We start from the raw sequence: 14,656 nt of genomic DNA, 5'->3' as shown, positions 1-14,656 counted from the left end.
GGAGACTTGATAACCAGTCTTTGTTGACATTGAGTCTCAAGATCATTATGTTAGTCATCAGTTTTAGCACATGCAAGCAAGTAAGGGGCTGTTTTTCACAATTTTTTATGTGGAAAATAAGCTTTTCAGAGTGACTCCCCAATTGTCACTCCTTATGGTGCGAACTTTTGTATATCGCATTTCAATTGGTGGTCTTGAAGTCTACCAGGGGCGTGTTGAATTGCATTTTCAAACTCTTTGTTTATCTGGTATTCAAGAAATTATGAGCGAGCAACGTGATGTAGAACGCCTGACGCCGGCGTCCGCCCCCAAAGAAGAATCTGCAGAAGTGATCTGTTCAGATACGATCCTGAAAGGAAATCAGGAAGTGTTGATCCAGCATGGAGAGACCACGTATCGCTTGCGAATCACTCAAAATGGCAAATTGATTCTCTGTAAGTAGAAAATAGAGCCCTGTTAAGAAAAAAGCGGCTTCTGTGAGAGGCTTAATGTCTCTCACAGGAGATTTGCTTAATTTGAAAAGGCGATCTGCAGGCTATCCAGAATATCCTGTTCCAGTGCCGGGTCGCGTCCCAGAGGAAGCCAGCCAGGAGTATCACTTCGCTGTTTGACCAGGTTTAAATCGCGTCGTAAGCTCAAATCCTGTTGAAACGTGGCTCCGCCGGGGGCGCTTGAAGTCTGGGTCGGCACGTCTTCAATTTCTTTGAAGGCCTCAACTCCCAGCAGATAGCCTCCTTCGACGGGTGTCACGCTGACAAAGACACGACGACGAATTGATTGCAGGCTGCTTTCCAGTCGATTATCAAAGCCGACAGAATCACCGTGCCAGGGCTCCAACAGATTTGCCCCGACTTTGTAATCGGTCTCAATTCTTCCATCCAGCTTATTTTCTCGTGCAATTGCGAATTTATAGTTATGAATCGTATCAACGACCCGCTCCCAGACCACATCCTGATTTGTGCCTGAGATTTGAATCGGATTTGACAGCGCAGCAGGCGCAGCCTGAAACCCACCTGATGCACAGCCAGTGCATAGAACACATAACATGATTAAATTGATAAGGTTACGAGTCATTACCGGTTGCCGTCACTCAGACTGCGATGCAGTAAATCTATGCCAAGACAGGCGAAATCAGAGTGTTTTCATCTGTTGTGTTATTCGACAAGGCAGGTGAAAGGGGATTGGCTGGGATTTCTTAAACAGCCGCGAAGTTTCCCAGATTGAGAATTTTGAGGCAAGATCACTTTGAAAATCCATTTGTAATGTTTGTTCAATAACTTCCCGAGCCTACACGCGGCAATTGATTCTGTTTAGAATCCTTGTTTGAAGTGATTGTCTTAAAACGTTTTAACCACTTTACAGGTAAGCACCATGGAATACTTTGCAGACGTCCCCAAAATTGAATACGAAGGCCCTCAGAGCAAAAATCCACTTGCATTCAAGCAGTACAACCCGGAAGAAGAAATCGAAGGCAAATCGATGCGAGATCTCTTTCGGTTTAGTATCTGTTACTGGCACACGTTTCGGGGTACCGGAAGTGACCCGTTTGGTGCAGCAACGCTCCAACGTCCCTGGGACGATGGCACTAATTCTGTAGAAAATGCGCTGAAACGTGTGGATGTTGCGTTTGAATTTTTTGAAAAGCTTCAGGCTCCTTATTATTGTTTCCACGATAAAGATGTGTCTCCTGACGGCGAGACCTTGAAAGAGGCAAACGACAATTTCGACCGCATCGCCGATAAGCTGCTCGAAGCCCAGGAACGAACGGGCATCAAGCTTCTATGGGGAACAGCCAATCTGTTTTCACACCCCCGCTTCATGCACGGTGCTGCTACCAGTCCTAATGCTGATGTGTTTGCATATGCAGCCGCTCAGGTCAAAAAAGCGATGGAAATCACACATCGTCTGGGGGGAGAGAACTATGTATTCTGGGGCGGCCGTGAAGGTTACATGAATCTGTTCAATACCGACATGAAACGCGAACTGGATCATCTAGCACAGTTCATGCATATGGCGGTGGAACATGCTCAGAAGATCGGTTTCACAGGACAGTTTTTGTTCGAGCCGAAACCAAAAGAACCCACGAAGCATCAGTATGATTTTGATGCGGCTGCCTGTCTGAATTTCCTGCGCGCTTACGATCTGCAGGATCATGTGAAATTGAATATCGAAACGAACCACGCTACGCTTGCCGGTCATACCATGATGCATGAGTTGGTTTATTCTTCGATACAGGGAGCACTCGGAAGTATCGATGCCAATACGGGAGACCTTTTACTCGGCTGGGATACAGACCAGTTCCCAACGGACATTTATCTGACCACGCAATGTATGCTGGCCATTCTCGATCAGGGTGGTCTGGCTCCCGGCGGTGTCAATTTTGATGCCAAAGTCAGACGCGAAAGCTTTGAGCCGATCGATCTGTTTTATGCTCACATTGGTGGTATGGATGCATTTGCCCGCGGTGCAAAAATTGCAGCACAGATTCGTAAGGACGGCGTGCTGTCCGACTTCGTCGCCAAACGCTACGCCAGCTACAATGAAGGAATCGGAAAGCAGATCGAGGACGGTAGCGTTTCTTTTGCTGATCTCGAAACCTACATGCTGGAGAAGGGGGATTCCGCTCCGAATCTCAGTGGTCGTCAGGAATGGATTGAAAACGTGATCAACGAATATCTCTGATCGCCTGCTTTTCCAGAAAATTGAACGAGAATAACCCTCTGTATTCGCTGAGATTACAGAGGGTTGTTTGTTGTTGATTCTCAAGAATAATAACTTTTCACCACTAGCTTCCGAATCACGAACTAAGATTAATAAAGGCTTCTATAGTACGCTTTCTAAAATGATGGGTTTATCGATTATGCCGTTTATTAAATCTGTACTGATTCGGCATGAAAATAAGATTTTGATCTCGTTGTCAGAAGATGACCTGTTGATTTCACGTAGTGGGGGGGTAAGTGATGATCGAGTCTATTATGGATACCTGTCGTGAGTATTCCACTTTTTATATCAATTACCTGAATAAACGGTGGGATAATATTTCTCCGATGGAATACGGACTGGTTCTGGTTGCGATTGCCTTCATTGGCTGGGTTTTGATGAGAAACGGTACCCGCAAAATCTGAATCCGATATTGAACTGGTTGCGCAATACGCAGGTTGAAAAAATTAAATTTCCCCTGCCGAACCCGTTCTATTTCTTCTCCTCGAATTCCCCTTGCCAGCATCCCGAAAATGGTTAAGATTCCTGCTCTTCCTGAGGCACGACTGTTTGACGGCATCGTACAGGATCGACTTGTTTTTTCGTTTTTTTTGAAAAACGATGCAATCAGTCAGACCACTGAATGCCGATGAATTTTACAACCTTTGGGAAACAGAGACCCACTTTCAATCAATCTGTCGGAGTTGTGGTGAAATTTTGGTTTTTGAATCAAATCACCCGTCGACGACAAGATTGACACCGCATACAATGGAAACAGTATTCTGTCATTTCAAATTCCGTCGGAGGATCCTAAACCTTAGCATGGACCGGAATCATTAGTGGTGAGTGCCAGGCACTACCCGATTCACCGTCCTTCTTGCAGCGACCCCACCGTCGCAATGTTATGACAGCAATACGACAAAAGTCGTGACCTCCTGGAGGCACGGCTTTTTTTATTGAGTGACAAATTTGCATTAACTCCCATCGTCGTGGTGGTCCGGTTCTCAAAGAAAGTCCATTCGGTTCTTGAAGCCTGCTAGGGAACATGCCACAATCAAAGCTCATTGTTATGTTTCACTCATTCGTAGCGGGCGTTTTTCCATAATTGGGGGCTCTCAAGGTTTGGGAGACGGAACCGGATTCGGGGTAGTGTCACGCATCAGAATTCTCTGAGATCGATCTTTTTTCATGAATGCATCAAAGTCTTCGCTCGGTAGATCTTTTTCCCAGTCGTTTATGAAGTCCTTTTCCCGTTCCCGACTTTTTTCGAAAGGGAGCATGTGGGTCTGGCCGATTGCCGGGACTGTCCTGTTACTGGTCCTGGCATTCATCGTTCGCTCCGTTGTAGAACAGTCGAGTAAACAGACTGTTGCTGATAATCTGGAGACGATTCTCAACGCGGATGTGGCGGCTTTAAATATCTGGCTGGAACGCGAAGAATCACTGGCAGAAGTTTTAGCTGAAGAACCGCGCATTCAGAAATTGACAGCCGAACTCATTGATATTTCCCAGCAGAACCCGGATGACCGTGAAGCCTTGCTGCGTTCAACTTCGCTGACAGAACTCCGGGCTGAGTTCGAGTCCGAACTGGAACATCTGGGATATCTGGACGTCGGGCTCTTTAGTCTGAATGGGAGAGTCATCGCTTCTTCGCGAGATGAACCGATCGGAAGAGCCGATCTGCCGATTCAGAAATCCGCTTTAGAAAAAGTCGCTCAGGGAGAAGCCACCGTCACGCGCCCTTTCGAGAGCCTGTTTGCACGCCAGACAGATTCGGGTGAATTAAAGGCAGGCCTGCCGACCATGCTGGCGATGGCACCGGTCAAGGATGATGCTGGAAAGCCAATCGCAGCATTGGCCCTGTTGATTCGACCTGATGTTAATTTTACACGAATTCTGTCTGTGGCGCGAGCAGGAAAAACGGGAGAAACCTACGCCTTCGACAAAGAAGGGCTCCTGTTATCTCAAAGTCGCTTTGATGAAGATTTAAAAATGATCGGTTTGATTCCGGACCGCGAAGATGCTCACTCGATTCTGAATATTCAAATTCGAGATCCTCAAGTCGATATGGTCAGTGGGAATCGCCCTACTTTGAGGCTGGCAGATCGTCCGCTAACGCACATGGCCGCTGCCGCCGTTCAGAATCAGAGTGGTGTGAATGTCGACGGTTACAGAGATTATCGAGGCGTCCCCGTTGTGGGCGCCTGGACGTGGCTGCCCGAATACGAGATGGGTGTCGCGACAGAGATGGACAAGGCGGAAGCGTTTCGTCCCCTGTATTTATTACGCTATAGTTTCTGGGGGCTGTTTACACTCCTGGTAGTCGGGGCAATCGCCATCTTTATCTTTACCGTGATTGTCGCCAGAAAGGAACAGGAAACCCGTCGCGCCGTGATCAAGGCGAAGCAGTTAGGACAGTACGCACTAGAAGAAAAACTGGGTGAAGGCGGCATGGGCGTTGTGTATCGTGGTCATCATGCCATGCTCAGACGGCCGACCGCGATTAAACTTCTGGATATCGAAAAAACAACAGATGAAGCCGTTGCCAGGTTTGAACGAGAAGTGCAGTTAACCAGTCAGCTAAACCATCCGAATACGATTGCCATCTATGATTACGGCCGAACGCCCGAGGGAGTGTTTTATTATGCGATGGAATTGCTGGAAGGCATCAATCTGGATGATCTGGTCAAACAGTTTGGTCCCTTGCCGGAAGACCGTGTGATTCATTTGCTGAAGCAGATAGCCGGTTCGCTTTCTGAAGCACATCAACTGGGTGTGATTCACCGGGATGTCAAGCCGGCCAATATCTTTTTGACACATCGCGGTGGCGTCTACGATTTCGTCAAGCTGCTCGATTTTGGTCTGGTCAAAGCCGTTGATGGACGCGAACAGGCTTCGTTGACTTCGACGAATGCCATGGCAGGTACCCCCATGTATCTTTCGCCGGAAGGCATCAACCACCCGGATCAAGTCGATGCCCGGAGTGATATTTATGCGTTCGGAGCCGTCGGGTTTTATCTCCTGACGGGAACAACGGTCTTTGAAGGGGACTCCATTATTGAGATCTGTATGAAGCACAGCCAGGAGCAGCCGGAAACTCCTTCTAAACGACTGGGAAAACCTGTCGCGGAAGATCTGGAACAGATTATTATGAAGTGTCTGGAGAAAGATCCTGCAAAACGACCTCAGACGGCAGCAGAACTCGTCCAGTCACTTTCTGAATGCCAGTCTGACGGAAAGTGGACGATTCAGGATGCCAGCGACTGGTGGAGGCAGAAAATGGAACAGAAACTGAATGCGACGTTGATTCAATCCGCGTCTGCGGTACAGGCAACAACCTCTTCGAGCGCGGATGCTACGTTGATCGTTAATCTTTCGAAAGAAGAGTAAACCGGCAATCCAATGGGGGCGTCTCTTTGGTTAAGCAGCCAGATTGGCTTACTTTTTCATTGCTTCCAATGGAATGAAATGTGGTGGATCATCACTTGCGTTAGCGGTAGAACTGGCTTGATTCGCCAGAATGCCCGGTGCAGCTGTCTGGCTATGATCGGCACCCTGGTAGACGCCGAAATCGTTAAAGAAGAATTTCTTGGCGATCCGATAGACGAGACTCTTTTCGGGAACCTCGTTTCCGGGAGAATATTGTGATGTTCTCGTTTCCAGGTTTTGCAGTTCCTGCATCGCCTGCTTTCGGGCAGTGGAGTCTTTGGCGCCATGTTTTTTGACGAGATTTTCCAGCAGATCGGGGCGTTCCAGAATGATACAGCCACGCGTGTTTTGCTGCACCACCTCGCGAAAATCTTTCAGGAACTCGGATTGCACGAATTTTTCTTTCAGCGTTTTGGTTTCATCGTGAATCGAATCGGTGGCAAACTGGATTACAGGACAGGGTTCGATATCGCCCCAGGGATTGATGTGATGGCTGAGCCCGGTTGCCGCAGGGCAGAGGGCTGTGCCGTTATGATCAAAATAAGCATCGATCACGCCGATTGGTTTTTTGGCCCGCATCTCTACGACAAATTTTCGGGCGCGTAATTGCTCTTCCGGAGAAAGTGCCAACTCGGGATTTGGTTCCGGTCCGGCGACGCGATAGATGTGATACCAGGTATACATCACACCCATGTCGATCAGCTTATCAACCCATTCTTCGGTAAGCAGATCGTCGATGTTGGATTTGCATAAGCTGGTACAGACACCTGTGAGCAGTTTATTGTCCAGGCAATTCTGAATGCCACGCATAGTTTTTTCATAGACATCATTGCGACCTCGGCGCTGGTTGCTGATGATTTCGTTGCCTTCCACACTGATCAGAGGAGTGGCATTCCCCAGCTTGCGAAGTTTTTTGGCGATTTCGTCGGTAATGAATTGGCCGTTGGTAAAAATCTGAAAATAACAGTCGGGGTGGCGTTCCAGAATTTCCAGCAATTGAGGGTGCATGAAAGGCTCGCCCCCCAGGATTCCGAAAAAGGAGTTCCCCATTTCTTTCGCTTCTGAAATCAGACGCGACATTGCTTCGACGTCGATTTTTTCCTGCTTGGCGGCGACATCAACCCAGCAACCCTGGCAGCGCAAGTTGCAGCTGTTAATGACAGAGACGTAAAGAAACGGGGGAAAGAATTCACCGCGTTTCAGTCGCTTTTTGTGCTTGTGAACTGAGAGCGCGCCTTTGAAACCGAAATTATAAGCCAGCTTCCAGACAAGTCGTTTGTCTGTCTCTAGTAAGACGCGTTTGGCCATTTTGAAATACATGCAAGGGCTCAGTTCTGTAGGATAAGCTGGGGGTAGTGAACAAAAATGGTTCTGTAGTTAATTTTACTCACTCGGGGGTCAGGAAGCACCTGTTTGTCTTAAAAAATACTTAGAATTTTTGCATAGTACACAAACATTTCATCTCTCACTGTAAATTGCATGAATTTCATGGTATAACGCATTGTTCTAAAAATTCTTTTTTTGACTTTGGAGTATAATTCTTATACTTTCTAAGTTTAAATAAAACAGTTCTGCCGCTCAGAAGTAAAACCCTTTTTCATTTCGATTCAAATTGTTTAAGAGCTCGAGGCAATTGATGGAGTTAGTTGGACGACGATACGATACATTTGAAGCTGTCAGCATTAAGATCAACGGAGATAAAATTACTTCGATTGAACTGTTGCCCGACTCGGAAGCAGCAGGCTTACCTTTTATCGCTCCCTCAATGTTTGATCTGCAGATCAATGGATATGGCGGCATCTGGTTTAATAAACCTGGTTTGACGGTTGATGAAGTCTGTCAAGTTTTGGAAAAACATTATCAGTATGGCATCACTCGACTCTGCCCGACATTAATCACCAGTTCTTTTGACGATTATGTCAGTGGCTTTACTGCGATTCGAGAAGCGTGTGAAGCATTTGACTGGGTAAATCAAATGGTTCCTGGTTGTCATCTTGAAGGGCCTTATATTTCACCGATTCAGGGGCCGCGCGGTGCGCATCCGTTAGATCAGGTGCGTCCTGCTGACTGGGATGAATTCTGTAAACTTCAGGAGCTTTCGGGGAATCGGATTCGACTGGTTACATTAGCGCCTGAAGTTGATAATGCAATTTCTTTTATCAAGAAAGCAGTCGCTTCAGGGGTCGTCGTCTCGATTGGTCATACTGCAGCCGAGCCTGAGCAGATCACCGAAGCCGTTGATGCAGGAGCACGATTAAGCACTCATCTGGGCAATGGCGCGCATGGCACACTCCGCAGACATCCAAATTATATTTGGGAACAATTGGGCGAACCCCGTCTGATGGCCAGTATTATTAGCGATGGATATCATCTCCCTGCCAGCGTGGTGAGAACCATCATCAAAACCAAAGGTGTCGAGAATACGATTATTACCTGCGATGCTTCCGGTTTAGCAGGTTCACCTCCCGGGATTTATGAAGAAGGTTCCGTCAAAATGGAAGTCCTCGAAGATGGTCCGATTGTGATTGCCGGTCAGCGGCAACTCCTGGCCGGGTCCGGGGTGGAGACGGATACCTGCGTTACAACTGCCATCGATATGGCGGGAATTACATTGCAGGAATCGCTCGATATGGCGGGGTTAAATCCCGCACGATTATTAGGGTTTGAGGAAATTCGGCTCGAAGTCGGGGCAAGGGCGGATCTGATTCTGTTCCATTATGAAGGTCCCGGATCCCGGATGAATCTGCAAACCACCTTATCTGGCGGTGCTGTGAAATATGGGACCCTGCTGGTCAATTCCTGAATCTGTTCTGTCTGGAACGAATACGCTCACCGCGCCGCAGAAAAAATGAAAAAAACTTTCTGCTCGCGTGTTCACTGATTCCCTTCCCCTATTTTTGATGTTATAATTGGGTATTCTTACTCTGGACATTGAAACTTCATACGAAAAATTTTGTATCTATTTCAGGGCCGTCTTTATATTATTTTATTGGCTCTTTCTACAGATAGAGATGACATCAGGCTGTTGGAATTCAGGTAAACGAGGCGCTTTTTTATTATTCGCGAAACTTTCAGGTCATTTTGATCAAATGTTCCTGTTCTGTTTCCATCAGGTTTACAGCAAATTTCATTAATTGTCAGGTGTGCATCTGCAGATCATGGACCGCGAATGATTTTTTTTAATAAGAAGTCACCAAAGAAAAAACTCAGTGAGCAGATCGTCGATCTTCGCCTTGTGACTCAACAAGAGATGGACGCATGCCTGCAGGAATTGCAGGAAAAATCCACTGACGATGGCAAGTTGATTCGTTTGTTAGAACGAAAAAACCTGATCACATCTTTTCAGGCTGGCCGTTTAAAAAGTAATGAATTCGAAGATCTGGTACTCGGCGATAATAAATTAATGTACCAGAACGCTTCGGGTAGTTTCGCGCGCGTCTATCGAGCTGCCTCTCTGACTGATGGTCGCATGATTGGCGTCAAAGTCCTCAGACAACGCTGGGCTCAGGATCCTGATACGGTCAAAATGTTTCATCGGGAAGCCGAAGTCTGCAAACAGTTTCAGCATAAAAATATTGTTCCCATCTTTGATGTCGGCGTTCAAGACGGCATTCATTATTTCACGATGGAATTTGTGGAAGGCGGAAATCTGCGTGATTTCATTACCATTCGCAAAAAATTGTCCCCAACTGAAGCAATCAAGTATACAGTCGATATTTGCGAAGGTCTGGAGTATGCCAACCGTCTGGGATACACTCACCGTGATATGAAGCCGACGAATGTCTTGATGTCTATTCAGGGCGTCGCGAAGCTGATTGATTTTGGTCTGGCTGGCGAAGACGATGCCAGCGGTGCCGGCGAGGCCCATCAACGGGCAGTTGAATATGGGACGCTCGAAAAGTCGACTGGCGCGCCACGAAATGATCCACGTAGTGACCTCTATTTTGTCGGTACCATTTTTTATGAGTTGCTCAGCGGCAAACCTCCCTTCCCGCGTACCAAGGACGTCGAAGAGCGAAAAAGACCCTCGCGTTATTCGCAGATTCCTTCTATCACAACTCTAGAGCCGAACCTCCCCACTCCGATTGTGAATGTTCTGGAAAAGTTGATGGCCTATCAGCCGCAAGAACGCTACCAGTCGGCGACTGAGGCGATTCAGGACTTGCTTGAAGTGCGTGCCCAGCTCGATGATTCCGATTCAGAAGGCAAGCCGCCTGCAAATACAGCAGACGTTAAGACGGCTGCTGAGCAGGAATTGCAGATGGCAATAGCTCCTCCCACAGTCTTGTGTGTCGAAAGCCGACCTAAGCATCAGGATGTATTACGGGACTATCTGACCAAACATGGTTACCGGGTTTTGATTCTGAGCGATATCGATCGGGCGATGAATCGGATTAAAGAGAATGCCCCCGATTGTGTCGTGTTTATGGAAGATTCGATTGGAGCAGGAGCCGTCGAAGCTTTCAATAATGCGTTGGGAATGAATGCGGATCTGGCCGCAGTTCTGGTGCTGTCAGAGAAGAATGCCAGCGTCAAGAAAACGCTACAAAAAACGGATCGCTCCCGGATTCTGGTTCAGCCTATCAAAATCCGGAACTTACGATCAAAAATTCAGAAAGTCTTACAGCACCAGCTCAATGATTCTGCAGAGCTCACCGCCTATTAAACTCACGAGTGCGGTTGCTTCAGGTCACTCGTATTTAGGAATATTAGGCTCAGGGATTTCTTCGATCAGCCGTGCCACAATGTCCTCAGTCACCATTCCCTCTGCCTGCGCCTGAAAGTTCGTGGAAATTCGGTGTCGGAGTACCGGGACCGCAACGCGGCGGATATCATTGAGTGAAACACTGGCGCGTCCTGACATCGCAGCAATCGCTTTACCACCGGCAATGAGATATTGCCCGGCACGAGGACCGGCGCCCCAGTCAACCATCTGTTTGATAAAGGCAGGCGCGGACCCATCCGACGGACGCGTTGCCCGCACCAGCCGGGTGACATAGTTAATCGTCATCGGCCCGACTTCAATCTGGTTAATTTGCCGCTGGAGATAGATGATCGATTTCGCCGACAACACTTTGCGAATCTCCGGTTTTTCACTGATACTTGTCGAGGCTAGAATTTTTTCTTCCTCTTCCAGATTTGGATATTCGACTTTGATATTGAACATGAAACGGTCTAATTGTGCTTCGGGAAGCGGGTAAGTCCCTTCCTGCTCAATCGGATTCTGAGTGGCAATCACAAAAAACGGATCGGGTAAATCATACGTCGTCTGTCCCACGGTCACTTCACGTTCCTGCATCGACTGCAATAACGCGGCCTGAGTCTTAGGAGGGGTTCGGTTAATTTCATCAGCCAATAGAATGTTCGTAAAGACCGGGCCTTGCACAAATCGGAACGAACGTCTGCCGGAATCTTCTTCTTCAAGCACATTCGTTCCTGTGATGTCGGATGGCATCAGGTCCGGAGTAAACTGAATTCGTTTGAACTCACAGTCAAGAATCCGGGCAATTGTACTCACCAGCAAGGTCTTTGCCAGCCCGGGCACTCCAACCAGCAGACAGTGTCCGCCGGTAAAGATGGCGGCCAGAATCTGTTCAATCACATCGTCCTGCCCGATAATGACTTTATGCAGTTCGTCGACCATGACATCATGGTGGCGTTTTAGCTTTTCAAGGAAATCGTCGAAGTCGCGTTTTTCGTTAGCCAATGTTTTTCCATTCTCTTTATTAAATGATGAAGCTGGTCTGATTTGACTCCGCCAATCTTTTTCCAACGTCGGCAGTTGCTTCTGGCTGAAGTGAAAATATGCTGTCCGAGAACCCAATTATAGTCATCTTAAATGCCAAGAGAAACAGAGACCTCTGTCTTGCACAAGCAAATCTGGTACAATTAGAAAAACCACTCGAAAAGGGCTGGAATCACAAAAAATAGCATGATTTTGGTAAATCGGGATATTTGTTAAACTATAATAGGTTTCATGTCAGTTCTAGATCATGTCAGCTTCTGCTTTTGTCTAAAAGTCTTCTCACGGCATAGAAAGAAAGATGCGATGGATCGTTCACATCTTAAACCAATACAACGGGCATTGCGCTGGATCTTAACAGGTGCCATTTGCATCTCCTGGGGATTGCAGCCTTTGAGGTCAGTGTCCGCACAAGAACTTACTGCCAGATCGGTCTCTGATTCCATAGAACGGGGACGGGATTTTCTTGTGAAGAATCAGAATGAAAATGGCTCATGGCCCGTTTCCGGCAACTCTTATAAAGTGGGAATGAGCTGCCTGGCTTTGATGGCTTTGATTAATTGTGGGATGAAAGCCGATGAGGAACCAATTCAGCGCGGTTTGAAATATTTAAGATCACTGCGGGCTCCCAGCCCCAAAGGAACCTACCAGACCAGTCTGATGATCATGGCTCTGGCTGCTGCCAAGGACGGGAAAAGGGATTTAACCCTGATCTCATCACTTGTTCAACGTCTGGAAAAAAGTCAGGTAACAACAGGGCCTGACGCCGGAGGCTGGGGCTATGGCCCCGGTATGGCGATTGGTGGAGGCGGAGTCGCAGATCGGAGTAACAGTCAGTATGCCGTGCTGGCGCTGCGCGATGCGGTTCACGCAGGAGTCCCCGTTAATCTCAAAACATGGAGATTAATCAAACAGTATTGGAGCACACAGCAAAGCGGTGATGGCGGTTGGGGATATCAGTCAAGAGCTGGCAGCAGTCGAGGCAGTATGACTGTTGCTGGAATTGCGACAATGGTGATTGTCAATTCCATGATGGGAGATGAACTGGAAATCAATCCGGATGGGACTCCCGTTTGTTGTGATCAAAATGAAGCAGACGAATCGATCGATCGAGCTGTTCGCTGGATGGCCAATCATTTTTCAGTGGGTAGTAATCCCGGTGTCAATTCCTGGTTACTCTATTACCTGTATGGTCTTGAGCGGGCTGGCCGACTCAGTGGGACCCGATTCTTTGGTAAGCATGACTGGTATCGGGAAGGTGCTGCATTTCTGATCAAAAGGCAGTCTCAACGAGATGGCTCCTGGAGAGGTACGGGACTGGAATCAGATCCCATTTTAGGGACCAGTTTTGTTTTGCTGTTTCTTTCCAAAGGTCTGGCACCCGTTTTGATCAATAAACTGGAATACAAAACGAATCAGCAGGTGAATCTGAAACCGGGTAGCATTCCGAACTGGAATCACCATCAAAATGATATCCTGAATTTGACCGATGCCTTATCAGGCCGTCCAGACTGGCCGAAATTGCTCACCTGGCAGACCGTCAACCTGGAGCTTGCCATTCAGGGAGGGGGCGTGCAGGTTCTTCGGCAGGCTCCTGTGTTGTTTATCAGCGGATTAGATAATCCGCAATTCGGCGAAAAGCAGGTCGCGATGCTGAAACAGTACGTCGAGCAGGGCGGCTTCATTTTTGCGGTGGATAATTGCAATGGAGCTGGTTTCGATCTGGGTTTTCGTACCTTGATCAAAAAAATGTATCCACAGGGAGAGGTGCAGCTCAAAAGACTGACTGCAGAGCACCCTGTATTTCGCTGTGAATATCTGCTCGATGCAGAAAGTGTTGAACTCTATGGAGTGGATGTCGGCTGCCGCACTTCGATTATTTATTGTCCTGATGATCTGGCCTGTTTGTGGGACAAGTGGATGCGATTTCCAACGAAAGCTCGCACTCCCCAGGCCAATTCGATGATTACACGGGCCATCCGGATTGGTACGAATGTCATCGCTTATGCTACCGGACGTGAACCACCGAACAAACTGGATCAGGAAGAGCTGGCGAATCAGGGAGGGGCGCAGGATCAAATTGAACGAGGTTTTTTGCAAATCGCTAAGCTCCGTCATACAGGGACCTGGGATGCTGCTCCGCGAGCGCTGCGAAATCTGTTGAAAGCGCTCAATCAAAAAGCAGGTATGATTGCGTCAACCAAAACACCAACGTTACCCGCCAGTGATCCCAACCTGATGAAATACCCGCTGCTGTATATGCACGGGCGGAGTCAGTTCAGTTTTTCCAAAACAGAAATCGCGACCTTGAAGCAGGCATTGGAAAACGGCGCTGTCCTGTTTGCTGATGCGTGCTGTGGCTCAGAGCCCTTTGATCGGAGTTTCCGACAATTAATGAGCGAGATGTTTCCCACCAAACAGTTGAAACGCATTCCTGTCAGTCATCCATTATTTTCAGATCAGACTGGCTATGATGTTCGCAAGGTGAGACGCCGCCAGATGGAAGTCGATGATGTCAATCAACCGCTCAAGGCGAAAACGCTGGTTGTGGAGCCCTTACTGGAAGGCATTGAAATTGATGGGCACCTGGCTGTGATCTATAGTAAGTACGATATCAGTTGTGCCTTGGAACAGCAGGCTTCGGTTGCCTGCGCAGGTTATATCCCTCAGGATGCAGTGAATCTGGCGTTAAATATCGTCCGCTATGCATTACTGCAGGATATTGCCTTCAAAGAAAAAGTAGAGGGAATGAAAGTCGATTAAGTTCGCAACGGAAATGACAGA

10 protein-coding genes are annotated in these 14,656 nt (G+C 47.7%); 7 read left to right on the top strand and 3 right to left on the bottom strand.

Features of this window, described 5'->3' with window-relative positions:
• Positions 1-262: 262 nt before the first annotated feature.
• On the top strand, positions 263-442 hold the full coding sequence (hemP, locus tag Pan241w_RS21140; protein WP_145219666.1) for a hemin uptake protein HemP: 180 nt from the start codon (positions 263-265) through the stop codon (positions 440-442).
• Positions 443-510: 68 nt separating this feature from the next.
• Here the strand turns inward: hemP and Pan241w_RS21135 are convergent, their stop codons facing one another.
• Positions 511-1,074 (bottom strand): hypothetical protein, encoded by a 564-nt coding sequence (locus Pan241w_RS21135; protein WP_232107222.1) that lies wholly within the window; start codon positions 1,072-1,074, stop codon positions 511-513.
• A 297-nt stretch (positions 1,075-1,371) separates the two neighbouring features.
• Here Pan241w_RS21135 and xylA point away from each other — a divergent pair, with 297 nt between their 5' ends.
• The 3 genes from xylA to Pan241w_RS21125 all read left to right on the top strand — a co-directional run bounded on the left by xylA (position 1,372) and on the right by Pan241w_RS21125 (position 6,090).
• On the top strand, positions 1,372-2,682 hold the full coding sequence (gene xylA, locus Pan241w_RS21130; RefSeq protein WP_145219664.1) for a xylose isomerase: 1,311 nt from the start codon (positions 1,372-1,374) through the stop codon (positions 2,680-2,682).
• Between the two features lie 278 nt (positions 2,683-2,960).
• On the top strand, positions 2,961-3,125 hold the full coding sequence (locus Pan241w_RS29475; protein ID WP_198000059.1) for a hypothetical protein: 165 nt from the start codon (positions 2,961-2,963) through the stop codon (positions 3,123-3,125).
• A gap of 763 nt (positions 3,126-3,888) precedes the next feature.
• Entirely contained in the window at positions 3,889-6,090 is a 2,202-nt protein-coding gene (locus Pan241w_RS21125) for a serine/threonine protein kinase (protein ID WP_145219663.1), read from the top strand.
• 48 nt (positions 6,091-6,138) lie between these two features.
• Here Pan241w_RS21125 and Pan241w_RS21120 read toward each other — a convergent pair whose 3' ends face one another.
• Positions 6,139-7,449 carry a radical SAM protein gene (locus Pan241w_RS21120; protein ID WP_145219661.1) on the bottom strand — a complete coding sequence of 437 codons (1,311 nt, stop codon included), beginning with the start codon at positions 7,447-7,449 and terminating at the stop codon, positions 6,139-6,141.
• Positions 7,450-7,765: 316 nt separating this feature from the next.
• Between Pan241w_RS21120 and Pan241w_RS21115 the strand changes: the two genes are divergently transcribed.
• Both Pan241w_RS21115 and Pan241w_RS21110 read left to right on the top strand, forming a co-directional pair.
• Complete coding sequence (locus tag Pan241w_RS21115) at positions 7,766-8,932, top strand: N-acetylglucosamine-6-phosphate deacetylase (protein ID WP_145223460.1); 1,167 nt, start codon at positions 7,766-7,768, stop codon at positions 8,930-8,932.
• A gap of 366 nt (positions 8,933-9,298) precedes the next feature.
• The gene (locus Pan241w_RS21110; RefSeq protein WP_145219659.1) at positions 9,299-10,795 is read left to right on the top strand and encodes a serine/threonine-protein kinase; all 1,497 of its coding nucleotides are present in this window, start codon (positions 9,299-9,301) and stop codon (positions 10,793-10,795) included.
• Positions 10,796-10,819: 24 nt separating this feature from the next.
• On the opposite strand, the gene Pan241w_RS21105 is transcribed toward Pan241w_RS21110, so the two are convergent.
• The gene (locus Pan241w_RS21105) at positions 10,820-11,836 is read right to left on the bottom strand and encodes an AAA family ATPase (protein ID WP_198000058.1); all 1,017 of its coding nucleotides are present in this window, start codon (positions 11,834-11,836) and stop codon (positions 10,820-10,822) included.
• A 342-nt stretch (positions 11,837-12,178) separates the two neighbouring features.
• Between Pan241w_RS21105 and Pan241w_RS21100 the strand changes: the two genes are divergently transcribed.
• Complete coding sequence (locus Pan241w_RS21100; RefSeq protein WP_145219658.1) at positions 12,179-14,635, top strand: DUF4159 domain-containing protein; 2,457 nt, start codon at positions 12,179-12,181, stop codon at positions 14,633-14,635.
• Positions 14,636-14,656 lie beyond the last annotated feature (21 nt).

It is taken from the genome of Gimesia alba, from assembly GCF_007744675.1.
GTDB classification, from domain to species: Bacteria; Planctomycetota; Planctomycetia; order Planctomycetales; family Planctomycetaceae; genus Gimesia; species Gimesia alba.
The sequence above is the reverse complement of the archived record's forward strand: the minus strand, read 5'-3'. Positions and strand labels throughout refer to the sequence as shown.